The following is a 23,399-nucleotide window of genomic DNA, read 5'->3' as shown; positions in this document are numbered from 1 at the left end:
GTCTCATGAGAAAGGAGCCGTTCATGGCAACCGTCAATTTGCGTGGCAACCCGGTCGAGGTGCAGGGCAACCTGCCGCAGCCTGGTCAGCAGGCCCCGGCGTTCAGCCTGGTCAATGGCGATCTGCAGGACATCACCCTGGCCAGCCTCGCCGGCAAGCGCAAGGTGCTCAACATTTTCCCCAGCGTCGATACCCCGACCTGCGCGGCCTCGGTACGCAAGTTCAACACCGAAGTCGACAAGCTGGATAACACCCTGGTGCTGTGCATCTCCGCCGACCTGCCGTTCGCCCAGAAGCGTTTCTGCGGTGCGGAAGGCCTGGAGAAGGTGATGAACCTCTCCACCCTGCGTGGTGCCGAATTCCTGCAGGACTATGGCGTCGCCCTGGCCAGCGGTCCGCTGCAAGGCCTGGCGGCCCGCGCCGTGGTCGTGCTGGACGAGCAGGACAAGGTGCTGCACAGCGAGCTGGTGCCCGAGATCGGCCAGGAGCCGGACTACGCGGCCGCACTCGCCGTCCTCGTCTGATCGCCGACAACCCACCGCCCAGCGCGGTGGGCGCTTCGAAGCGGGCAGGCGCCTTTTGTGTCTGCCCGTTTTGCTTTAGGTAAAATCGCAGTAAAGGCGCTGGTTAGCCGTCTCGCTACTGCTTATCTTCCGCCTTCCCCAGCGTGCACGTATTCTCCGATGGTCGACTCTTCGCTCCGCTCTTCCCCCCGTCGCCGACTCGTCTGGCTGCTCGTCCTCGTCTTGCTGGCGGCCGCTGGTGGCTGGTACTGGTATCACCAGCACGGACAGAAGAACGAGGCCGCCGCTGGCAAGGGCGTGCGCTCCCCCTTTGGCATGACCGGGCCGACCCCAGTGCGCGTGGTGGCGGTCGAACAGCGCAGCTTTCCCATCGTGCGCAGGTCGATCGGCACGGTGACCGCGCTCAATACGGTGAATGTCCGCACCCGGGTTGCCGGTGAGCTGGTACGCGTCGCCTTCGAGGAAGGCCAGAAGGTCAAGGCCGGCGAGTTGCTGGCCACCATAGATCCACGACCCTATCAGGTGGCGCTGCAGCAAGCCGAAGGCACCCTGCAGCAGAATCAGGCGCAGCTGCGCAACGCCGAGCTGGACCTCAAGCGCTACCAGGGTCTGTTCCGGGAAGACAGCATCGCCAAGCAGACGCTGGATACCCAGGAAGCCCTGGTCAACCAGTATCGCGGTACCCTCAAGAACAGTCAGGCGGCGGTGGCCGATGCCAAGCTGAATCTGGCCTTCACCCAGATCAAGGCGCCTATCGCCGGCCGCGTCGGCCTGCGTCAGCTCGACGGCGGCAACCTGCTGTCCGCCAACGACAGCACCGTGGTGGCCGTGATCACCCAGACCCAGCCGATCTCGGTGGTCTTCACCCTGCCGGAAAGCCAGCTCGGCGAACTGCTCAAGCGCGCCCGCGCCGGCCAGACCCTGGCGGTCGAAGCCTGGGATCGCGGTGGCTCGCGCAAGGTCGCCGATGGCACCCTGCAGAGCTTCGACAACCAGATCGACACCGCCACCGGCACCCTCAAGTTCCGCGCCCGCTTCGCCAACGGCGACGAGGCGCTGTTCCCCAATCAGTTCGTGACCGTCCGGGTGCGCGAGCAGGTGCTGGATCAGGCGCTGGTGGTGCCTTCGGCGGCCATCCAGTTCGGCTCCAATGGCACCTTCGCCTATGTGGTGGGGCCCGACAACAAGATTCAGGTCCGCAGCCTCAAGCTGGGTCCGGATGACGGCAGCCTGACCGTGGTCACCGAAGGCCTGGCCGCTGGCGACCGCGTGGTGACCGAAGGCACCGATCGGCTGCGCGAGGGCAACGAGGTGGAAGTGGTCACCGGGGCTTCGGCGGCGCCCAGCGAACCGGCCAAGCCGGCGGTACGCAAGCCCGGCAAGACTCAGGGCTGATCGGCCGCGATGGATATCTCGCGCCCCTTCATCCTGCGCCCGGTCGCCACCACCCTGTTGATGGTGGCCCTGCTCATCGCCGGCCTGCTGGCCTATCGGCTGCTGCCGGTCGCGGCCTTGCCGCAGGTGGACTATCCCACCATCCGCGTGCTCACCCTCTATCCCGGCGCCAGTCCCGATGTCATGACCAGCGCCGTCACCGCGCCGCTGGAGCGCCAGTTCGGCCAGATGCCGGGCCTGTCGCAGATGGCCTCGACCAGCTCCGGTGGTGCCTCGGTCATCACTCTCAGATTCAACCTGGAACTGGACCTTTCGGTCGCCGAGCAGGAAGTCCAGGCCGCGATCAACGCGGCCAACAACCTGCTGCCCAACGATCTGCCGGCGCCACCGGTGTACAACAAGGTCAATCCGGCCGATACGCCCATCGTCACCCTGGCGATCAGCTCCAGGACGCTGCCGCTGCCCACACTCTACGACCTGGTTGACACCCGCATGGCGCAGAAGCTCGCCCAGGTGACCGGGGTCGGGATGGTCAGCCTCGCCGGCGGCCAGCGCCCGGCGGTGCGCATCCAGGTCGATCCGGACAAGCTCGCGGCCCATAACCTGACCCTGGCCGACGTGCGCAGCCTGGTCACCAGCGAGAACACCAACCAGCCCAAGGGCAGCTTCGACGGCCCCACCCGGGTCGCCACCCTGGACGCCAACGACCAGCTGCGCGATCCCAAGGCCTATGGCGACCTGATCCTCAACTACGCCGACAACGGCGCCCTGCGTCTGGGGGATGTGGCCACCATCGCCCAGGGCGCGGAAAACGACCGCCTGGCCGCCTGGGCCAATCGCAGCGGTGCCATCCTGGTCAACGTCCAGCGCCAGCCTGGCGCCAATGTCATCCAGACCGTCGACCGCATCCAGGCGCTCTTGCCCAGCCTCAGGGAAAGCCTGCCGGCCGGTCTCGACATCGCCGTGCTCAGTGACCGTACCGAGACCATCCGCGCCGCCGTCACCGACGTCCAGCACGAGATGCTGCTGGCGGTAGGGCTGGTGGTGATGGTCACCTTCGTCTTCCTGCGCCGGTTCAGCGCCACCCTGATTCCCTCGGTCACGGTGCCGCTGTCGCTGATTGGCACCTTCGGCGCCATGTACCTGGCCGGTTTCTCGCTGAACAACCTGTCGCTGATGGCCCTGACCATCGCCACCGGCTTCGTCGTCGACGATGCCATCGTCATGCTGGAAAATATCTCGCGGCATCTGGAGGAGGGCGCCAGTCCGCTGGAGGCCGCGCTCAAGGGGGCCCGGCAGATCGGCTTCACCCTGGTGTCCCTGACCGTTTCGCTGATCGCGGTGCTCATCCCGCTGCTGTTCATGCAGGACGTGGTGGGCCGACTGTTCCGCGAATTCGCCATCACCCTGGCGGTGGCGATTCTCATCTCCCTGGTGATCTCGCTGACGCTCACACCGATGATGTGCGCGCGGCTGCTCAAGCGCGAGGAGGCCGGCGAGCACCGGCTGGTCTGGCTGGAGCGGCTGATCGCCGGCTATGGCCGGGCGCTGCGCTGGTCGCTGGCCAACCGGGCGCTGATGCTGCTGCTGGCGGTGGCGACCTTCGTGCTCACCGCCGTGCTCTACCTGCTGGTGCCCAAGGGCTTCTTTCCGGCCCAGGACACCGGCTCCATCCAGGGCATCACCGAGGCGCCCCAGTCGATCTCCTTCCGCGGCATGAGCGAGCGCCAGCAGGCGCTGGCCGAGGTGGTACTGCAAGACCCGGCGGTGGCCAGTCTGTCTTCCTATATCGGCGTCGACGGTGACAACGTCACCCTCAACAGCGGTCGCATGCAGATCAATCTCAAGCCGCAGGGCGAGCGCGACGTCACCGCCCAGGAGGTCATCGACCGGCTGCGGCCCGCGGTCGCCAAGGTGGTGGGCATCACCCTCTACATGCAGCCGGTGCAGGACCTCAGCGTCGAGGACCGGGTCAGCCGGACCCAGTACCAGCTGAGCCTGGACTCGCCCGATGCCAGCCTGCTCGACACCTGGGTGCCGCGCCTGATCGAGACATTGCACGAGCGCCCGGAACTCACCGATGTCACCAGCGACCTGCAGAACAAGGGGCTGCAGCTGTACCTGACCATCGATCGCGACGCCGCGGCCCGCCTCGGCGTGCAGGTCTCGGCCATTACCGACGCCCTCTATGACGCCCTCGGTCAGCGGCAGATCTCGACCATCTATACCCAGGCCAACCAGTACCGGGTGGTGCTGGCCAGCGCCGCCGCCGACAGCCTGGGACCGGATGCCCTCAGCCAGGTCTGGGTCAAGGCGGGCAGTGGCTCCTCGTCCAGCAGCGGCAGCAGTGGCACCGGCACCGCCAGCACCACCGAGACCACCACGGACACCAGTCGCGCCCCGGTGCGGCTGTCCAGCCTGGTGAAGATGGAGCAGCGGCCGACCCGGCTGGTGATCAACCACCTGAGCCAGTTCCCGGCGGTGACCCTGTCGTTCAACCTGGCCAATGGCGTTTCCCTAGGCGCCGCGGTGGCGGCCATCGACGCGGCCAAGCAGGAGATCGGCCTGCCGGTGGGCATCAATACCCACTACCAGGGCGCGGCAGCGGCCTTCCAGGCTTCGCTGTCCAGTACCCTGCTGCTGATCCTGGCGGCGGTGGTGGTGATGTATATCGTCCTGGGCGTGCTCTATGAGAGCTTCATCCACCCGCTGACCATCCTCTCGACGCTGCCCTCGGCGGCCATCGGCGCGCTGCTGGCGCTGCTGCTCACCGGCAATGACCTCGGCCTGATCGCGGTGATCGGCATCATCCTGCTGATAGGCATCGTCAAGAAGAACGCCATCATGATGATCGACTTCGCCCTCGATGCCGAACGCCACCAGGGACTGCAGCCGGAGGAGGCCATCTACCAGGCGGCGCTGCTGAGATTCCGGCCGATCCTCATGACCACCCTGGCGGCGCTGTTCGGCGCGGTGCCGCTGATGCTGGCCACCGGCGCCGGCGCCGAGTTGCGCCAGCCGCTGGGCCTGGTGATGGTCGGCGGCCTGCTGGTGAGCCAGGTGCTGACGCTGTTCACCACCCCGGTGATCTACCTGGCCTTCGACAGCCTGGGCGAGCGCCTGGGTCGACGCAGGGCGGTCTGAGGTGAATCTCTCGGCGCCCTTCATCGCCCGGCCGGTCGCGACCCTGCTGCTGAGCCTGGCGTTGCTGCTGCTGGGCGCCATCGCCTTCCGGCTGTTGCCGGTGGCGCCCCTGCCGCAGATGGACTTTCCGACCATCACGGTCTCGGCGACCCTGTCCGGCGCCAGTCCCCAGGTGATGGCCTCCAGCGTCGCCACGCCGCTGGAGCGTTCCCTGGGCACCATCGCCGGCATCAGCTCCATGACCAGTCGCAGCAGCCAGGGCTCGACGCAGATCATCATCCAGTTCGATCTGGACAAGAACGTCAACACCGCTGCCCGCGAGGTGCAGGCGGCCATCAACGCCTCGCGCAACCTGCTACCGAGCGGCATGCGCCAGATGCCGCGCTATCGCAAGGTCAATCCGTCCCAGGCACCCATCATGGTGTTTTCGCTGACCTCCAAGACCTTGAGCAAGGGCGAGCTCTACGACCTGGCGTCCACGGTGCTGGCCCAGAGCCTGTCCCAGGTCAGCGGCGTGGGCGAAGTGCAGATCGGTGGCAGCTCCCTGCCGGCGGTGCGCGTCGAGCTGGAACCGCGCCAGCTGGAGCATTACGGGCTGGCGCTGGACGACGTCCGCACCGCCATCAACAGCGCCAACCAGCGCCGCCCCAAGGGCGCGGTGGCCAATGACGAACACAACTGGCAGATCCAGGCCAACGACCAGTTGTTCAAGGCCGCCGACTATGCGCCCCTGATCATCCGTTACCAGGATGGCGCGACGTTGCGCCTGCGCGATGTCGCCAAGGTCAGCGATGCCGTGGAAGACCGCTACAACGCCGGTTTCTACAACGACCAGAGCGCCGTGCTGCTGGTGGTCAACCGGCAGGCCAACGCCAACATCATCGAGACCATCGCCGCGCTCAAGGCGCGCCTGCCGGCACTGGAAGCCATCGTGCCGGCCAGTGCCCGCCTGGAAGTGGCCATGGACCGGTCGGGGGTGATCAAGGCCACCCTCCACGAGGCGGAGCTGACCCTGGTGATCGCCGTCTTCCTGGTGATCGGCGTGGTCTGGCTGTTCCTCGGCCGGCTGCGCAGCGCGGTGATCCCGGCCCTGGCGGTACCGATCTCCCTGGTGGGCACCTTCGCCGTCATGTACCTGCTCGGCTTCTCGCTCAATACCCTCTCGCTGATGGCCTTGATCCTGGCGGCGGGGCTGGTGGTGGACGATGCCATCGTGGTGCTGGAAAACATCGCCCGGCACATCGACAACGGCATGGCGCCGCTCAAGGCCGCCTACCAGGGCACCCGCGAGGTGGGCTTCACCCTGCTGTCGATGAACGTCTCGCTGGTGGCCGTTTTCGTGGCCATCCTCTTCATCGGCGGTATCGTCGAGAAACTGTTCCGCGAATTCTCCCTGACCCTGGCCGCCGCCATCCTGGTCTCTCTGGTCGTGTCCCTGACGCTGACGCCCATGCTCTGCGCCCGCTGGCTAAGGCCCCATGATCCCGCCAACGAGAGCCGGTTGCAGCGCTTCAGCGAGCGTGCCCATCGCCGCCTGGTGGCCGGCTACGACCGGACCCTCGGCTGGGCATTGCGCCACCGCCGGCTGACGCTGCTGAGCCTGATCGCCACCATAGCGCTCAACGTGCTGCTCTATGTCGTGGTACCCAAGACCTTCATGCCCCAGCAGGATACCGGGCAGCTGATCGGTTTCATCCGTGGCGACAATGCCCTGTCGTTCCAGGTCATGCAGCCGAAGATCGAGATCCTGCGCAAGTCGTTGCTGGCCGATCCGGCGGTGGCCAGCGCCTCCGGCTTCGTCGGCAGCTCCGGCTCCGGTAGCGGGGTGAACAATGCGGTGATGCTGATTCGCCTCAAGCCCATTGCCGAGCGCAAGCTGGATGCGCAAAAGGTCATCGAGCGCATCCGCGCCAATGCTCCCAAGGTGCCGGGCGCCCAGCTGTTCCTCATGGCCGACCAGGACCTGAGATTCGGTGGGCGCCAGCAGAGCACCTCGTCCTATGAGTACAACCTGCTCTCGGGCGACGTCGGGCTGCTGGAAACCTGGCAACCCAAGGTGCTGGCCGCACTCAAGGCGCTGCCGGAGCTGACCGCGGTGGACGGACGCGAGGGCAGCACTCAGCAGATCACCCTGCAGATCGACCGCGAGAAGGCCAAGCGCCTCGGCGTTGACATGGAGACGGTCGCCGCGGTGCTCAACAACTCCTTCGCTCAGCGGCAGATCTCGACCATCTATGAGCCGCTCAACCAGTACAAGGTGGTGATGGAGATCAATCCGCGCTATGCCCAGGACCCGACCGTGCTCGAGCAGGTGCGCGTCATCACCGCCAGCGGCGCTCAGGTCCCGCTGTCGGCCTTCGCCTACTACACCAACAGCCTCGCCGAGGACCGGGTTACCCACGATGGCCAGTTCGCCTCGGAGAGCATCAACTTCGACCTGGCGCCGGACGTCAGCCTGGAACAGGCGACCCGGGCGGTGCAGCGCGCGGTGGCGGCCATCGGCTTGCCGACCGATGTCCAGGGTCGCCTGGGTGGATCCGCCAACATCTTCGCCAGCACGGTGTCAGGGCAACCGCTGATGATTCTCGGCGCCCTGGTGCTGGTCTATATCGTCCTGGGCGTGCTCTACGAGAGCTACGTGCATCCCCTGACCATCCTCTCGACGCTGCCGTCGGCCGGGGTAGGGGCCTTGCTGGCCATCCAGCTCACCGGTGGCCAGTTCAGCCTGATTTCCATGCTCGGCCTGTTCCTGCTGATCGGGGTGGTGAAGAAGAACGCCATCATGATGGTGGATCTGGCCCTGCAGCTGGAGCGCCAGCAGGGACTGACGCCCGAGGAGGGCATTCGCCAGGCCTGTCTACTGCGCCTGAGGCCCATCCTGATGACCACCATGGCCGCCATCCTTGGCGCCGTGCCGCTGCTGATCGGCAATACCGAAGGCGCGGAGATGCGCCAGCCACTGGGCCTGGTGATCGTCGGGGGCCTGGTCTTGAGCCAGATCCTCACGCTCTACACCACCCCGGTGGTCTATCTCTATTTCGAACGCCTGCGCCGCCGCGTCAATCGCTGGCGCGGCATCCGTACCGACGCTGCCCTGGATACGCCGCTATGACCCCAATCCTGCGCCTGCCGACGCTGACCCTGGCTCTGCTGCTGGCCGGCTGTACCCTGGGCCCGGATTACCAGCGGCCCGCCACCCCGGTGCCGGTCGCCTACCGCCACGCCGAAGGCTGGCAGGCGGCGGCGCCCAAGGATCTGGAGGTCCGTGACGACTGGTGGCGTCGCTATGATGATCCGACCCTGGATCGCCTGATGGTCCAGCTGAACCAGCGCAACCAGAGCCTGGCCCAGGCCGAGGCGACCTATCGGCAATCCCTGGCCCTGGTCAGCCAGGCGCGGGCCTCGTTGTTCCCGACCCTGTCCAGCAGCCTGGGCGCCACCCGCTCCGGGCGCGGCGGTGGTTCGGGTAGCAACACCGTCATCCGCAACTCCAATGGCACCAGCAGCACCTTCAGCAGCGGTGGCACAAGCACCATCAGCAATGCCTACGACGCTAGCCTGGGGGTGAGCTGGGAGCTGGATCTCTGGGGGCGCGTAAGGCGCCAGGTGGAGGCGGATCGGGCGTCCGCCCAGGCCAGCGCCGCGGAGCTGGCAGCCACCCGTCTCAGTCTGCAGACGCAACTGGCGACCAACTACCTGCAGGTGCGGGTGCTGGATGCCCAGCAGCGGCTGCTCGACGCCACCGTGGCCACCTACGAGCGTTCCCTGCGCCTGACCCAGAACCAGTACCGCGCCGGCATCGTCACGCCGGCGGACGTGGCCCAGGCGACCACCCAGCTGAAGAGCACCCAGGCCGACGCCATCGATCTCAGGTACCAGCGTGCCCAGCTGGAAAACGCCATAGCGGTGCTGGTCGGCGAAGTCCCGGCCAATTTCCAGCTGGCCGCGGTCAAGACGATTCCCGAGTTGCCGCCGCTGCCGAGCGCCGTGCCCTCGACGCTGCTCGAACGGCGTCCAGACATCGCCCAGGCCGAGCGCCAGGTCATGGCCGCCAATGCCGCCATCGGCGTCGCCGAAGCCGCCTATTATCCCGACCTGACCCTGAGTGCCAGCGGCGGCTACAGCGCCAGCCAGTGGGGCAATCTGATCAGCACGCCGAATCGCTTCTGGTCGATCGGGCCATCCTTTGCCCTGTCGCTGTTCGATGGTGGCCTGCGCCGGGCCCAGGTGGAGTCCGCCGAAGCCAGCTACGATGCCAGCGTCGCCGGCTATCGCCAGACCGTGCTCGCCGGCTTCCGCGAGGTGGAGGACTATCTGGTGCAGCTGCGCACCTACGGCGACGAAGCCGGCGTGCGCCAGGAGGCCCTGGATGCCGCGCGCCGCGCCCTGCAACTGGCCGAGAACCAGTACCAGGCCGGGCTGATCGGCTATCTCGACGTGGTCACCCTGCAGACCACCGCGCTCAGCAACGAGCGCACCAACCTGACCCTGCTGGGCAGCCGCCTCAGTGCCAGCGTCCAGCTGATCGCTGCGCTCGGCGGTGGCTGGGATGGCAATCTCACCCCGCCGGCGCCGCCGCGGCGGCCTTGATCCCGGGCACAAAAAAGCCGGGCGATTGCCCGGCTTTTTCACGACTGGCGCTTAGTTGGGGAAGAGTTCGCCCAGCTTCATGCTCAGCATCATGTTGCCTTCGACACGCAGCTTGCCCGACATGAAGGCCTGCATGCCGTCGGTTTCGCCGTTGACGATGCCGGCCAGGGTGTCCTGGTCCATGATCAGGGTGCAATCCGGGTCGGCGGCGTCGCCTTGCTGGACGTCGCAGGTGCCGTCCTTGACGACCACGTAGTAGTTGTCACCGCCCTCGACGTCGAATTGATAGGTGAGATCCAGGCCGGCCGCGGCGGAGGGGTCGAACTTGCTCTTCAGGGTGGCGATGGCTTCGGCTGCGCTCATGGCGAGGGTCCTTGTGGTCTTTTTCGATGAGGCCCACTCCAGCGGGAGGGGCAGGGCACTCGACCGAGGGTAGGGGGCGACAGGAGACCTGTCAACGGATATTCATACGCTTGTTTGAAAGCCTGGGGCGCGCGCACGGCCTGATCGCGGCCAATGGCTAGCCGGTGCCGGAAGACCGCCGGGAGTCGCCGAGTTTCTATCGGTCGGGCGACTCGGTATGCTGGGCAGGGCACTGCTGCCGCCATCCTAGGAGAGTCCGTGGAGTTTCTTGCCGACTATGCCAGTTTCCTGGCCAAAACCGTCACCGTGGTGGTTGCCATCATCGCCGTGCTGCTGTTCACCGCCGCCGTCCGCGGCCGCAACCGGCGCAGTTCCGCTGGCCAGTTGCAGGTGCAGAAGCTCAACGACTTCTATCGCGATCTGCGGCTGAGATTGCAGCAGAGCGTTCTGGGCAAGGAGGCCTTCAAGGCCCTGCGCAAGCGCGAGACCAAGGCCGAGAAGAGCAAGCGTAAGAGCGAGACCGGCAAGTCGCGGGTCTATGTGCTCGATTTCCATGGCGACATCAAGGCCACGGCCAACGAACACCTGCGCAACGAGATCACCGCTGTCCTGACCCTGGCGACGCCCAAGGACGAGGTGGTGGTGCGGCTGGAAAGCGGCGGTGGCCTGGTGCACAGCTATGGCCTGGCCGCCTCGCAGCTGGCGCGCATCCGCCAGGCGGGAATTCCTCTGACCATCTGCGTCGACAAGGTGGCCGCCAGTGGCGGCTACATGATGGCCTGCATCGGCGACCGTATCCTCTGCGCGCCCTTCGCCATCCTCGGCTCCATCGGTGTGGTTGCCCAGTTGCCCAACGTCCACCGCCTGCTGAAGAAGCATGACGTGGACTTCGAGGTCTTCACCGCCGGCCAGTACAAGCGCACCGTCACGGTGTTCGGCGAGAACGATGAGAAGGGCAAGGAAAAATTCCAGCACGATCTGGATACCACCCATGTGCTGTTCAAGAATTTCGTTGCCCACTACCGGCCGCAGCTCAATATCGACGAGGTCGCCACCGGCGAGGTCTGGCTCGGCCAGGCCGCGCTGGGCAAGCAGCTGGTGGACGAGCTGCGTACCAGCGACGAATACCTGGCCGAACGAGCCCAGGTGGTCGAAGTCTTTTCGCTGCGCTTCGTCGAGAAGAAATCGCTGCCCGAACGCCTGGGCATGGCCGCGAGCCTCGGCATCGATCGTCTGGTGAGCACCTGGTGGGAGCGCCTGGCCGAGTCGACCCGCTGGCGCTGAGGTCCAAAGGACTGGCGGCCGATAACAAGACTCCAACGGAGGTTCTGCGATGAGCAATTTTCAGGCGCTCTGGGTGACCGAAGGGGCCCATGGTGCTTTCCGGCAAGAGGTGGTGACGCGCAGCCTGGACGACCTGCCCGCGGGCGAGGTGCTGATCCGGGTGCGCTATTCCTCGCTCAACTACAAGGACGCCCTGTCGGCCATCGGCAACCGCGGCGTGACCCGACGCTATCCCCACACCCCGGGCATCGACGCGGCCGGCGTGGTGGAACACTCCAGTGCCGGCGAATTCGCCGTGGGCGATGAGGTCCTGGTCACGGGCTATGACCTGGGCATGAGCACGCCGGGCGGCTTCGGCCAGTACATCCGGGTGCCGGCCGCCTGGGTGATCCGTCGCCCGGACAATCTCGGCCTGCGTGAGGCCATGGTGCTGGGCACCGCGGGTCTCACCGCGGCGCTGTGCGTCGAGAAACTCGAACAGATGGGCCTGACCCCGGAGGCCGGCACCGTGCTGGTCACCGGGGCCAGTGGTGGCGTAGGCAGTCTGGCGGTCAAGCTGCTGGCACGCCTGGGCTACCACGTGGCCGCCTCCACCGCCAAGCTGGAGCGCGCGGAGTGGCTGCATCGCCTGGGTGCCCGGCAGATCCTCGACCGTGCCACCCTGGCCGATGGCGTCGGCAAGCCGCTGCTGGACCAGCAGTGGGCCGGGGCGGTGGATACCGTCGGTGGCGACATCCTCTTCAATGTCATCAAGTCGCTGGAATACGGCGGCAGCGTGGCCTGCTGCGGCATGACCGCCGGCACCACCTTCGCCGCCGGGGTCTTTCCCTTCATCCTGCGCGGGGTGAATCTGCTGGGCGTGGATTCCGTCGAGTTGCCATTGATGGCCAAGGCAGCGCTCTGGGACAAACTCTCGGTGCAGTGGAAGCTGGACGACCTGGACAGCCTGACCCGCGAGGTCGGCCTTGCCGAGCTGCCCGACACCATCAGCCAGATCCTGGCGGGCAAGATGGTGGGACGCGTGGTGGTCGATCTCGGTTGAGCGAAGGCCGGACAAAAGAAAACCCGCCGCGGCGGGTTTTCTTTTGCGTTCGCGGCGCTCAGGCCTGGCGACGGCGGAACAGCGGCTCCGCTTGGTCTACCGCGCCCTGGTAGGTCACGCTGAAATCGCGCAGACCGGCCAGGGCCGCTTCCGGATCGCGGTCGGCGCGGACCACATAGGCATCGAAGCCGCAGCGCTTGAGAAAGAACAACTGATCCTGCAGCACATCGCCGATGGCGCGCAGCTCGCCGGTCCAGCCGAAGCGTTCGCGCAGCAGCCGGGCATAGGAGTAGCCGCGACCGTCCACGAAGGCCGGGAAGTTGATGGCGATCAGATCGAAATGCGCGAGGTCGCCGGCAATGCTCTCCGGCTCTTCGTCGCTGTCCAGCCAGATGCCCAGTTTGCCGTCGCGGCAGGTGAGGGCATGGCCGTGCTCCAGCCACAGGGCGGCCGGGATGATCACGTCGTCGCTGTTGGGGACGTCTACCAGGGCGACGTCCTTGGGCAGCAGGTGCCAGTTGTCGGTGACCAGCTGGTCGCCCTTAATGATTCTTTGCATAGACGCGCTCCTTGAAGGGGTCGATACCGATACGGCGGTAGGTGTCAATGAAGCGCTCGTCTTCGGTGCGTTGCTCGACGTAGACGTTGATCAGCTTGCCGATCACCTCGGGCATCTGGTCCTGGGCGAAGGAGGGGCCGAGGATCTTGGCCAGGGTGGCGTCGCGGCCGGCGTCGCCGCCTAGGGACACCTGGTAGAACTCCTCGCCCTTCTTGTCCACGCCGAGGATGCCGATGTGGCCGACGTGGTGGTGACCGCAGGCGTTCATGCAGCCGGAGATGTTGAGGTCCAGCTCGCCGATGTCGAACAGGTAGTCCAGGTCGTCGAAACGACGCTGGATGGCTTCGGCGATGGGGATCGACTTGGCGTTGGCCAGGGAGCAGAAATCACCGCCCGGGCAGCAGATCATGTCCGTCAGCAGGCCGATGTTGGGGGTGGCGAAGCCGTGTTCGCGCAACGCGTGCCAGAGTTCCAGCAACTGGTCCTGGCGGACGTCGGCGAAGATGACGTTCTGCTGGTGCGAGGTGCGCAGCTCGCCGAAGCTGTAGCGATCGGCCAGCTCGGCCATGGCGTCCAGCTGGCGATCGGTCACGTCCCCCGGCGCGACGCCGGTGGACTTGAGCGACAGGGTCACGGCGACATAGCCCGGACGCTTGTGGCGGAAGGTGTTGCGCTGGCGCCAGCGGGCGAAACCGGGTTGCTCGGCGTCCAGGCGGGCGAGGGCGGCGTCCTGGTCCTGCAGCTCGGCATAGGGCGGATCTACGAAGAAGGCGGAGACCCGCGCGACCTCGGCGTCGGTCAGAGTGATGGGGCCGTCCTTGAGGTGGGCCCACTCGGCCTCGACCTTTTCGGCGAAGGCGTCGGCGCCCAGGGCCTTGACCAGGATCTTGATGCGCGCCTTGAACTTGTTGTCGCGGCGGCCGTAGCGGTTGTAGACCCGCAGGGTGGCTTCCAGGTAGCTGAGCAGGTGCTGCCAGGGCAGGAATTCACGGATGAATTCACCGGTGTGGGGAGTACGGCCCTGGCCGCCGCCGACCAGCACGCGGAAGCCCAGCTCGCCGGCCTCGTTGCGCACCGCCTCCAGGCCGATGTCGTGCACCTCGATGGCGGCGCGATCCAGGGCGGCGCCGTTGACGGCGATCTTGAACTTGCGCGGCAGGAAGGCGAATTCGGGGTGGAAGGTCGACCACTGGCGGATGATCTCGCACCAGGGGCGCGGATCGATCAGTTCGTCATGGGCGACGCCGGCGAACTGGTCGGTGGTGGTGTTGCGGATGCAGTTGCCGCTGGTCTGGATGGCGTGCATCTGCACGGTGGCCAGCTCGGCGAGGATCTCGGGGACGTCTTCCAGCTCCGGCCAGTTGAACTGGAAGTTCTGCCGGGTACTGATGTGGGCGTAGCCCTTGTCGTAGTCACGGGCGATCTGCGCCAGCTTGCGCACCTGGGTGGTGTTCAGCAAGCCATAGGGCACGGCGACGCGCAGCATGGGCGCATAGCGCTGGATGTAGAGACCGTTCTGCAGGCGCAGCGGGCGGTATTCTTCGCCACCCAGCTCTCCGGCCAGGAAGCGGCGGGTCTGGTCGCGAAACTGGGCGACACGCTCTTCGACGATCCGCTGATCGTACTGATCGTAAACGTACATGGTCATCCTGCTGTCAGGCGGCGCGCACGGCTGCGCGTGATCGAAGTCTTGGGCACCCAGGGGGCGCTCTGACGACTTTTCTAGGCCGTGCACGATAGCAGCAGGTCTATATGCTTAAAAGCGATGTTTCTTTATATATAAATCTATTCCGGCGATAAGCGGAAAGCGGGTGGGCGGCGCCGGATACCGCATTATGAATGCCGTGGTTGATCAAACGTCACGAGCGGTTGTCAGGCGGCTACGCGCGGCGCGCAGGAACCGGACCGGGTTCGCGCACGAGTGGACGATCGGTACATGAGGATTCCCGAGCACTGCACGCGCCCGCCTGGCGGACGCGCAGTGGTTTTGGCAGCCGCGGTTAGTTCAGGCCCAGCTTGCCGCGCAGGGTGGAGAGGTCTTCCGCCAGGGTGTTGACCGGACCGACCAGGGCCTTGCGATCACGCTCGCTGACCTTGTCGTAGGTCTCGAAGCCGCCGTCCTTGGTCTTGTACTTGGCCAGGATCTTGTCGACCGTGGCGAAGTTCTTGTCGACCTTGGCGACGAAGGCCTGGTCCTGCTTCGCGATCTGCGGGCGGAACAGGTCGACGATCTTCTTGGCGCCATCGACGTTGGCCTGGAAGTCATAGAGGTCGGTGTGGCTATAGCGCTCTTCCTCGCCCGACACCTTGGTCGCCGCCACTTCCTCCATCAGGGCCGCGGCGCCACCCACCACCTTCTCCGGCGGGAAGGTCAGGCCGTCGACGCGGGCCTGCAGGTCCTTGACGTCTGCCAGCAGCTTGTCGGCGACGGGGCCCTGGCCTTCGGTGGTGTTCTGGGTGAAGAGGGCGTGCTCCAGGCGATGGAAGCCGGTGAAGTCCTCGGATTTGACCCCTTGTTCGTGATCGTCTTCGCGGGAGTCGATGGCGGCGTCCAGGTCGCTGAAGAGTTCGGCGATGGGCTCGACCTGCTCGTAGGAGACCCGCGTCGGGGCATAGAGCTTGCGCGCGGTGGCCAGGTCGCCGCGCTTGACCGCCGCGGTGAAGGCCTGGGTCTGCTCGGTGAGCTTGGCCAGGTTGTCGGTGACATAGATCTTGTAGTCGGAGATGGGGCCGACCAGATCCAGCGGCGAGTTGGCAGCGAAGGCCGGCGTGGCGAGGGCCAGACCGAGGGCAACGGCGAGGAACGAGCGTTTCATTCGACTTCTCCTGTCGAGGTTTTAAAGCGATGCGGCGGCCAGCAGGCTGCGGCCGAGGTAGTCCTTGGCATCGGTGATCCCCGGCAGGACGAAGAAGTAACCGCCGCCGATGGGCTTGATGTATTCCTCCAGGGGTTCGCCATCCAGACGTTTCTGCACGGCGATGAAGCCCTGTTCCAGATTGGCTTGGTAGGCGATGAACAGCAGGCCCATGTCGAGTTGGCCGTTCTTGCGCACGCCGTTGGAGTAGTTGAAGGGGCGGCGCAGGATCAGGTTGCGCTGGCTCTCCGCGGTGCGGGGATTGGCCAGGCGGATATGGGCGTCTAGCGGCGTGACCTTGCCCTTGGGATCGCTGGCGTAATCCGGCACATCGGTCTCGTGACCGCCGGCCATGGGGGCGCCACTGGCCTTGCGCCGACCGAAGATGGCTTCCTGCTCCTGCAGCGGGGTGCGATCCCAGCGCTCGACGAAATTGCGGATGATGCGCACCGCCTGGTAGCTGCCCTGGGCGGCCCAGGGGGGCTCGCCGCTGCCGGGCTGGACCCAGACGATCCGGTCCATCGCCTGGGCGTCGGTGGAATCGGGGTTGGCCGAGCCGTCGCGAAAGCCGAGGAAGTTGCGCGCGCTTTCCGCCGGTTGTCCGGGTGGCGGATCCTGCACTGGCACGCTGCCTTCCTGCTTCCAGCGGATCGCCAGCAGGTCGGGCAGATTCTTCAGAATGTCGCGCAGGGCGTGGATGTTGGTGTCCGGTGTGTTGGCGCAGAACTGCAGGCAAAGATCGCCGTGGCAGCAGTCCGCTTCCAGGGCGTCATTGGGAAAGCCGGTCATGCGCTGCAGCTGGCGCGGCTTGACCGAGCTCAGGCCGAAACGGTCATCGAACAGCGACTCGCCCACCGAGACGGTAATGGTGAGGTTGTCCGGCGTCACCACCGGGCCGAGGATGCCGGAATCCAGTGGCGGCAATCTGGGGTCGACCTCCGGTACCGGGCCGCCCTGCATGAGAAAGCGGATGCGCTCGTCGAGGGTACGCAGCAGCCGTTCCAGGTCCTCACGATCACTGGCCAGCACATCGAAGGCCACGACCATCCCGGCCGCCGGCCGTGGGGTGACGATGCCGCTCTGGTGCCGGCCAAGGAACGCCTGGCGCTGGTGGGTATTGGCGCTGCCGGGGGCACGGGTCACCTCGGCGGTGCTGGCCGCCCTGGCGTGCATCGGGCAGAGCCCGGCACCGGCCAGGGCCACGCCGGCAGCGCCGAGGCCACCCAGCAGGCGGCGACGGTCGATATTGGGCTGATCGGGAGCGGACTTCTTCATGGCGTGGTCCTGGTCGCGGCCAGGCCGAGGGCCGGGGCGACCTGGTCGAGGGAGTCGGCCAGGGCCCGGGCCGCGGCGGCGATGCGCTGGCGGTCGTCAGGGGAAAGAGAAGCGTAGGGACGCTGGACATCGCCCAGGGCCGCGGCCAAGGCGTTGGCCTGGGTATCCAGGCGTTGCTGCAGCTCGGGATGACCCTTGCCGAGCAGCGGGCGCAGCAACTCGATCACCTTGCGGGTGCCATCCAGATTGGCGGCGAAACCGGGCAGGACGAGCTGGCTGTAGCGTTCTTCCTCGCCCGAGATCCGGGTGCTGGCCAGGTTGTGCAGCAGGCGTGCGGCGTTGCCGCTGAGTTGCTCGGGCGGCAGCGACTGGCCGAGCAGGGCATCGCGCAGGGCGGCGGCGTCCTGTTGCAGGCGGGTGGCCACCGGTTCCAGGTCCCGAGTGCTGTTGCCGGCGAAGAGGCCTTGTTCGAGGCGATGGAAGCCACCGAAGGCCGGATCCTGTTCGCGCTTTTCGTAGTAGTCGGCGCGGGCGTTGAGGCGATTGTCCAGTTCGGCGAAGCGCTGCGCGGTCGCCGCCAGGCGCTGGTAGGGCAGGCGGGCAGTCGCATAGGCGGCGCGCGCCTGCTCCAGGTCGCCCGCGGCCAGGGCCTGCTGCAGGGTGCCGATGCCCTGCAGCAACAGGCGACTCTGCTGATTCAGGTAGACGCGGTATTCCGACAGCGGGCCGACGAACTGGGTCAGGGTCGGGCCCGCCTTGCTGGCGGCTTCCGAAGCGGCCGTCGGGAGTACCTTCAGCGTGCCCCGCGGATTGCTCAGCAGACCGCAGGTGATGGCGTAGTCGCCGGGGGCCAGGGTGGCATTGATGACCTGGCTTAGCCCGGGGGCGATGTTCTCGCGCTCCTCGACCACCAGGACGCCATCGAGAATTTCCCACTCCACCGCCCGGTCCGAGCGGTTGACGATACGGAAGCGCGCCGGCCCGGCCGGCACTTCCAGGGCGTTGGGCTCGCAGCGATTGGCCAGGATGTCGACCTTGATTTCGCCGTCGGCCACGGTTGCGTGACGCTCGCCTGCAGAACGCGAGGCGTAATAGAAGGCGGCAGCCGCGACGATCAACAGCGTCGCGGAGCCGACCACCGCCAGGCGCATGGCCGTGGAGCCCTGCTTCGGCGAATGGGGGTTGGCGTTGTTCAAGACGGGCGCTCCAGCGAGGTAGGGGAGGTTATGGCGGGGCGCTGGGGCGGCGCCGGGGTGCGGAAGAACAGTGGCAGGGTGACCGCCAGGAACAGCAGATAGGCGCCGAGGGTGCTCACGGTCGGGGTGTCCTGGTAGCCGAACATGCCGGCCAGCACCGTGCCGACCGGGCCGTCGGCGGGCAGCACGTGGCTCCAGTCGAACAGCACCTGCTGCAGCGAATTCCACAGGCCGGCTTCATGCAGCGCCTTGACCGAGTTGGTGAACAGGCCGGCCGCGACGAAGAGGATGAACAGGCCGGTGAAGCGAAAGAACTTGCCCAGGTTCAGTCGCACGCCGCCGGTATAGAGGCCGTAGCCCACCGCGATGGCGATGATCAGGCCCAGCAGGGCCCCCAGGGGCGCACCGGGGCCGGCGCTCTGCTGGAAGATGGCGAGCAGGAAGAACACGGTTTCCAGGCCCTCGCGGGCCACCGCCAGGAAGACCATGCCGATCAGGGCATAGACCTGGTTGCGCGAGGCGGACAGGGCGTTTTCCAGGGAGTCGTGCAGTTCGGTCTTGATCGAGCGCGCTGCCTTGCGCATCCAGAACACCATGGAGGTGAGGATGGCCGTGGCCGCCAGCCCGACTACCGCTTCGAACAGTTCCTGCTGACGCTGCGGGAATTCGGCGCTGGCCAGTTGCAGCCCGGCGCCCACGAACAGGGACAGGGCGGCGGCCAGCATCACACCGATCCATACGGCGGGCATCCAGTGGCCACGCCCGGTGCGCTGCAGATAGCTGGCGATGATGCCAACGATGAGCGCCGCTTCGATGCCTTCGCGGAGCATGATCAGAAAGGGAACGAGCATGAAAGCTATCACCGACGGAAGCTAAGGGCGCAGAGGCGCCCGGAGGTCGGTGATTTGTATCACAATGATTCGGATTGTTAAATGCGGATGATTCTCGTGCGTTGTGGATCCGCCGACTGGTTGGCAGCGGATCGGGGTGCAGGCGCGCGTCAGGCCTGGAAGACCACGGCGGTATCCGGTGCCTTGCCGGTGGCGAAGCGACGGATCTCCCGCCAGTTGCGCAGATCGACCACTGCCAGCTGGTTGTCTTCCAGCGCCGCGAACAGCCGCTCGCCGCGGGGATCGAGGTTGAGTCCGGGCACCGCGCTGCCCATGGGCAGATAGGCCACTTCGGCGAGGGTGTCGGGCCGCAGCAGCGAAAGACTCTTGTCCGCCAGATTGGAAACCAGCAGGCGGCCATCGGGCAGGGCGGCTACCCGTACCGCTTCGCCACGCAGCTTGATCTGGCGGATCGGCGCCAGGTCGCGGGCATCCAGCGCATGGAGGATGCCGGCGAAACGGTCGAGTACATAGAAGGTACGCTCGTCCGGACTCAGGCAGCAGCCCTCCGGCGCCTGGCCGAGATATTTCTTCACCGGCAGCACGGCGGGATTGTGCGCGTCCACCAGGATCACCAGGCCGCTCAAGGTGTCCGCGACATAGGCGCGGCGGCCGTCACGGGTCAGTACGAAGTAGTGGCTGCGAGTGCCGCCGACCGGGACGATCTGGCTGGGCGATTCGGCATTGGCGGGGCGATCGAAGCGGATGAGCAGCGAGTCGGTCTCGCTGAGCACATAGAGGCGACCCTGGTCGTCCAGGCGCATGCCGTGCAGGCGGTGATAGGGCGACAGGTCGATGGACCTCACCAGGCGGCGTTCGGCGAGATCTATCACGCTGACCTGGTGGCCGCCCTCGCCAGGCGCCTGCCAGCTCTTGACGCCATACTGGCCGACATAGGCATAGCGACCCTGGCGGTCGGCGACGATCTCATGGGGTTGCTCGGGCAATTCCAGGCTGCCGACGCGCTTGCCATCGGCCAGGCGATAGAAGCCGATGCCGGGAGCTTCCTTCTCGACCAGGGCGAGGTATTCATCGCCCGCTGCGAAGGCGTGGAGCGGATAGCCGCCCAGCAGGGGCAGGGCGGCACTGGCAGCCAGCAGGCCGAGTGTCTGACGGCGATTCAGGTGGGGCATGGACGGTCTCCCAAGGGGCAAGCCTCCCTGCCAGGGTCGAGCGAATCCGTGCTACTCGAATAGACCCTTGAACCAGGTCCAAACTCCGAAGGAGTAGTCGGGAAAGATGTCGATGCCCAGCGCGGACTTGAGCAGATAGAGCAGCAGCAGACCCACGAGGCCGCAGGCCAGCAGGATCACCGCCAGCACCGTGGCCTTGCCGAGCAGGGACAATTCCTGCTCCAGGCGCGAGAGTTGACGGTAGTTGCGACCGGCGAGGAAGACGAAGTAGTAACGGCGGTGCCAGAACTTGACGGTGCCGCGCAGATCGACGCTGTGCTTGCCCCAGCTGCGGGTGCCGAAAGCCAGTTTGAGGGCTTCCAGCTGCTCGTCGGTAAAGGATTCACGCAGCTCTTCGGGCAGGCGTTCCTTCAGACCGGCGATGAAGGGGTCGTGGCGTTTGATGCGATCCTGCATGGAAAAGCTTCCCTCTGAATGGTGCGAGTGCACTCTGAGGGGGCGCCCGGCCTGGCGTTCAGCCGCAACTGATGGGCGGGGCCACGCGCAGGATGATCGGTCAGGCGCCGACGCGTACGGGGCGCAGCACCTCCGCCCGGGCGCGCAACTGGCCACAACCGCCATCGACATCCTGGCCTGCGGAATTGCGCACCTTGGTCAGCAGGCCGCGGCTGTGCAGGTAGCGGACGATCTGTACGATGCGCTCGCCGTCGGGGCGCTGGTAGTCGTCCACTTCCAGGCTGTTGTAGGGAATGAGGTTGAGCACGCCGTACTTGCCCTTCATCAGTCGCAGCAATTCGTCCATCTCGTCCTGGCTGTCGTTGATGCCGGCGAGCAGCGTCCACTGGTACTGGATCGGATAGCCGATCAGTCGGGCATAGGCTTCACCCTGTTCGATCAGCTCGCCCGGTTCGTAGCGAGGCGCCTTGGGCAGCAGACGGGCCCGACGCTCGGTATTGGTGCTGTGCAACGACAGCGCCAGGGCCGGCCTGACCGTCTGTTGGGGCAGTCGTTCGAACACCCGCGGATCGCCGACGGTGGAAAACACCAGGTTGCGATGACCGATACCGCCGGCGGTGCCCAGCAGGTCGATGGCCTCCAGCACGTTGTCCAGGTTGTGTGCCGGCTCGCCCATGCCCATGAAGACCACCTTCTTAACCGCCCTGATGCGTCGCGCCAGGGCGACCTGGGCGACGATCTCGGCGCTGCCCACCTGGCGCAGGAGGCCGCTCTTGCCGGTCATGCAGAAGACGCAGCCTACCGCGCAGCCCACCTGGGACGACACGCAGAGTCCGTCGCGCGGCAGCAGCACGCTTTCCACCGCCTGGCCATCGCCCAGGGTCACCAGCATCCGCGCCGAACCGTCGGCACCGGGATGTGCCGAGGTGACCCGCGCCAGCCCCTCCAGGCGCTCGGTCAGCGCCGGGATGGCGTTGCGTACGTCCAGCGGCAGGAAGTTCTCCGCCTGCTGCCGCCGGGTGCCGGTGTCCAGGGGCAGCCCCTGGCACCAGGCACGCAGGATCCGGGCACTGTGCTTGGGCTTGGCGCCGGCATCGGCGAGCAACTGGACGACATCGGAAATACGCATGGGAAAAGGGCCGGTCGAGGGCGGGCGGCGATAATAGGACAGGGCAGGGATGCTATCCTAGTCCTTTGCAAGACGAGGACCCGTCATGAAGTTCATCCACCAGCGCGAGCATCTCAACGAGGGCGACCTGGTCGTCATCCAGAGTTCGGGGGTGTGCAACATCCGCCTGATGAACGATGCCAATTTCCGCAGCTTCAAGAACGGTGGCCGCCACTCCTACCACGGCGGTGCCTTCGATACCTTTCCGGCGCGAATCACGGTACCCAGTACCGGCTTCTGGAACATCACCCTGGACACCGTCACCAAGCGGCCGATCAGCGTGACCCGCAAGCCCGAGATCAAGCATTCGATCAAGATCGTCCGTCGCTCGCCTTCCGAGCTGCGTTGAGACCGCGGTCACCCGTCCCTGGGTGATCCTGGTGGCTATTTCGGCTGCAACTCCAGCAGCCGTGCCTTGGCACCGTCTTCCAGGATCCAGAGACTGCCGTTGGGGCCTTCCTCGACGTCGCGGATGCGCGTGCCCATGGCATAGCGCTCCACTTCGCGAGCCTCTTCGCCCTTGAGTTCGATCCGCACCAGCGCCTTGGACGACAGCCCGCCGATGAAGGCGTTGCCCTTCCAGGCGGGGAAGCGGCTGCCCTCGTAGATCATCAATCCGGCCGGTGAGATCACTGGCGTCCAGGTAATCTTTGGCGGAACGAATTCCGGGCGAGTGGAATGATCCGGGATCGGCTTGCCGCCGTAGTGGTCGCCGTTGGAGACCTCGGGATAGCCGTAGTTGCCGCCGCGCTGGATCAGGTTCAGCTCGTCACCGCCCTGGGGACCCATTTCCTGTTCCCACAGCCGGCCCTGGGCATCGAAGGCGATGCCCAGCGGGTTACGGTGGCCGAGCGACCAGACCTGTGCCGCCACGCCGCCCTGCTGGGCGAAGGGATTGTCCGCAGGCGTGCTGCCATCGTCGTTGAGGCGGATGAGCTTGCCCAGGTTGCCGCTCATGTCCTGGGCCGGGGTGAATTTCTGCCGCTCACCCGAGGTGATCCACAGCTTGCCGTCCGGGCCGAACCTCATGCGATGGCCATAGTGCCCGTTGCCAGTGACCTTGGGCGTCTGCCGCCAGATCACCCTGAGCTCGCCGAGCGAACCACTGCCGTCTTCTTTCAAGGTCAGCTTGGCCCGCGCCACGGCAGCACCCTGGGTGCCGTCCTCACTCGCTTCGGCATAGCTCAGGTAGATCAGCCCGTTGCTGGCGTATTGGGGATGCAGGATGACATCGCCCAGCCCGCCCTGGCCGGCGGCGACCACCTTGGGCACACCGCTGATGTCCTGGGCCTTGCCGGTCTGTACGTTCAGGTGCTTGAGGACGCCGCCTTTCTCGGTGACTAGCGCGGTGCCGTCGGGCAGGAAGGCGAGGGCCCAGGGCGCATCCAGGGTGGCCCGTGGCGTGGCGGTGAAGGGCCATTGAGCTTCACTCAGGACCTGGGGCGCGGCACTGGCATTCAGGGTGGCGAGACCGAGCAGGAGACTGCCGGCGGCTAGGGTAAGGCCTTTCATGGGCACGCGGTCC

General features: G+C 66.3%; 19 protein-coding genes. 8 read left to right on the top strand and 11 right to left on the bottom strand.

Annotated features, from left to right (window positions below):
- Positions 1-23 precede the first annotated feature (23 nt).
- The 5 genes from tpx to QE393_RS08675 all read left to right on the top strand — a co-directional run bounded on the left by tpx (position 24) and on the right by QE393_RS08675 (position 9,653).
- Positions 24-524, top strand: coding sequence for a thiol peroxidase (gene tpx, locus QE393_RS08695; protein WP_310043055.1), 501 nt, complete (start codon positions 24-26; stop codon positions 522-524).
- Between the two features lie 159 nt (positions 525-683).
- The gene (locus tag QE393_RS08690) at positions 684-1,919 is read left to right on the top strand and encodes an MdtA/MuxA family multidrug efflux RND transporter periplasmic adaptor subunit (RefSeq protein ID WP_273807304.1); all 1,236 of its coding nucleotides are present in this window, start codon (positions 684-686) and stop codon (positions 1,917-1,919) included.
- A gap of 9 nt (positions 1,920-1,928) precedes the next feature.
- The gene (locus tag QE393_RS08685; protein ID WP_273807305.1) at positions 1,929-5,063 is read left to right on the top strand and encodes a multidrug efflux RND transporter permease subunit; all 3,135 of its coding nucleotides are present in this window, start codon (positions 1,929-1,931) and stop codon (positions 5,061-5,063) included.
- A gap of 1 nt (position 5,064) precedes the next feature.
- The gene (locus QE393_RS08680; protein WP_273807306.1) at positions 5,065-8,175 is read left to right on the top strand and encodes an efflux RND transporter permease subunit; all 3,111 of its coding nucleotides are present in this window, start codon (positions 5,065-5,067) and stop codon (positions 8,173-8,175) included.
- The gene (locus QE393_RS08675) at positions 8,172-9,653 is read left to right on the top strand and encodes an efflux transporter outer membrane subunit (protein WP_273807307.1); all 1,482 of its coding nucleotides are present in this window, start codon (positions 8,172-8,174) and stop codon (positions 9,651-9,653) included. Before QE393_RS08680 ends, QE393_RS08675 begins: the two co-directional genes overlap by 4 nt.
- A 51-nt stretch (positions 9,654-9,704) precedes the next feature.
- Here QE393_RS08675 and QE393_RS08670 read toward each other — a convergent pair whose 3' ends face one another.
- Positions 9,705-10,016 (bottom strand): SCP2 sterol-binding domain-containing protein, encoded by a 312-nt coding sequence (locus tag QE393_RS08670; protein WP_273807308.1) that lies wholly within the window; start codon positions 10,014-10,016, stop codon positions 9,705-9,707.
- A gap of 258 nt (positions 10,017-10,274) precedes the next feature.
- Between QE393_RS08670 and sohB the strand changes: the two genes are divergently transcribed.
- Both sohB and QE393_RS08660 read left to right on the top strand, forming a co-directional pair.
- Positions 10,275-11,300, top strand: coding sequence for a protease SohB (gene sohB, locus QE393_RS08665; RefSeq protein WP_273807309.1), 1,026 nt, complete (start codon positions 10,275-10,277; stop codon positions 11,298-11,300).
- 49 nt (positions 11,301-11,349) lie between these two features.
- On the top strand, positions 11,350-12,342 hold the full coding sequence (locus tag QE393_RS08660) for a YhdH/YhfP family quinone oxidoreductase (RefSeq protein WP_273807310.1): 993 nt from the start codon (positions 11,350-11,352) through the stop codon (positions 12,340-12,342).
- Positions 12,343-12,400: 58 nt separating this feature from the next.
- Here QE393_RS08660 and QE393_RS08655 read toward each other — a convergent pair whose 3' ends face one another.
- From QE393_RS08655 to QE393_RS08615, 9 genes are all read right to left on the bottom strand, one after another.
- Positions 12,401-12,901 (bottom strand): DUF934 domain-containing protein, encoded by a 501-nt coding sequence (locus QE393_RS08655; protein WP_310043054.1) that lies wholly within the window; start codon positions 12,899-12,901, stop codon positions 12,401-12,403.
- Positions 12,885-14,543, bottom strand: a complete 1,659-nt coding sequence (locus QE393_RS08650) for a nitrite/sulfite reductase (protein WP_310043052.1) — start codon at positions 14,541-14,543, stop codon at positions 12,885-12,887. The genes QE393_RS08655 and QE393_RS08650 overlap by 17 nt, the downstream gene beginning before the upstream one ends.
- A gap of 358 nt (positions 14,544-14,901) precedes the next feature.
- A complete protein-coding gene (gene efeO / locus QE393_RS08645; protein WP_273807313.1) occupies positions 14,902-15,717 on the bottom strand; it encodes an iron uptake system protein EfeO in 816 nt (271 codons plus the stop codon).
- A 21-nt stretch (positions 15,718-15,738) separates the two neighbouring features.
- On the bottom strand, positions 15,739-17,031 hold the full coding sequence (efeB, locus tag QE393_RS08640) for an iron uptake transporter deferrochelatase/peroxidase subunit (RefSeq protein ID WP_273807314.1): 1,293 nt from the start codon (positions 17,029-17,031) through the stop codon (positions 15,739-15,741).
- Entirely contained in the window at positions 17,028-18,182 is a 1,155-nt protein-coding gene (gene efeO / locus QE393_RS08635) for an iron uptake system protein EfeO (protein WP_310045618.1), read from the bottom strand. Before efeO (QE393_RS08635) ends, efeB begins: the two co-directional genes overlap by 4 nt.
- 41 nt (positions 18,183-18,223) lie before the next feature.
- Positions 18,224-19,078, bottom strand: coding sequence for an iron uptake transporter permease EfeU (efeU, locus tag QE393_RS08630; RefSeq protein WP_310043050.1), 855 nt, complete (start codon positions 19,076-19,078; stop codon positions 18,224-18,226).
- Between the two features lie 149 nt (positions 19,079-19,227).
- Positions 19,228-20,250, bottom strand: a complete 1,023-nt coding sequence (locus QE393_RS08625; RefSeq protein ID WP_310043048.1) for a twin-arginine translocation pathway signal protein — start codon at positions 20,248-20,250, stop codon at positions 19,228-19,230.
- A gap of 51 nt (positions 20,251-20,301) precedes the next feature.
- The gene (locus tag QE393_RS08620; protein WP_273807317.1) at positions 20,302-20,706 is read right to left on the bottom strand and encodes a 3-phosphoshikimate 1-carboxyvinyltransferase; all 405 of its coding nucleotides are present in this window, start codon (positions 20,704-20,706) and stop codon (positions 20,302-20,304) included.
- A 100-nt stretch (positions 20,707-20,806) separates the two neighbouring features.
- Positions 20,807-21,835, bottom strand: a complete 1,029-nt coding sequence (locus tag QE393_RS08615) for an RNA methyltransferase (protein WP_273807318.1) — start codon at positions 21,833-21,835, stop codon at positions 20,807-20,809.
- An 85-nt stretch (positions 21,836-21,920) separates the two neighbouring features.
- Here QE393_RS08615 and QE393_RS08610 point away from each other — a divergent pair, with 85 nt between their 5' ends.
- Entirely contained in the window at positions 21,921-22,223 is a 303-nt protein-coding gene (locus tag QE393_RS08610) for a DUF1883 domain-containing protein (RefSeq protein WP_133863084.1), read from the top strand.
- 35 nt (positions 22,224-22,258) lie between these two features.
- Here QE393_RS08610 and QE393_RS08605 read toward each other — a convergent pair whose 3' ends face one another.
- Positions 22,259-23,386, bottom strand: coding sequence for a PQQ-dependent sugar dehydrogenase (locus tag QE393_RS08605; RefSeq protein ID WP_273807319.1), 1,128 nt, complete (start codon positions 23,384-23,386; stop codon positions 22,259-22,261).
- Between the last annotated feature and the right edge of the window lie 13 nt (positions 23,387-23,399).

The sequence above is a fragment of the Pseudomonas sp. SORGH_AS_0211 genome (genome assembly GCF_031453455.1).
In the GTDB taxonomy this organism is placed as follows: domain Bacteria; phylum Pseudomonadota; class Gammaproteobacteria; order Pseudomonadales; family Pseudomonadaceae; genus Chryseomonas; species Chryseomonas aestiva.
The sequence above is the reverse complement of the archived record's forward strand: the minus strand, read 5'-3'. Positions and strand labels throughout refer to the sequence as shown.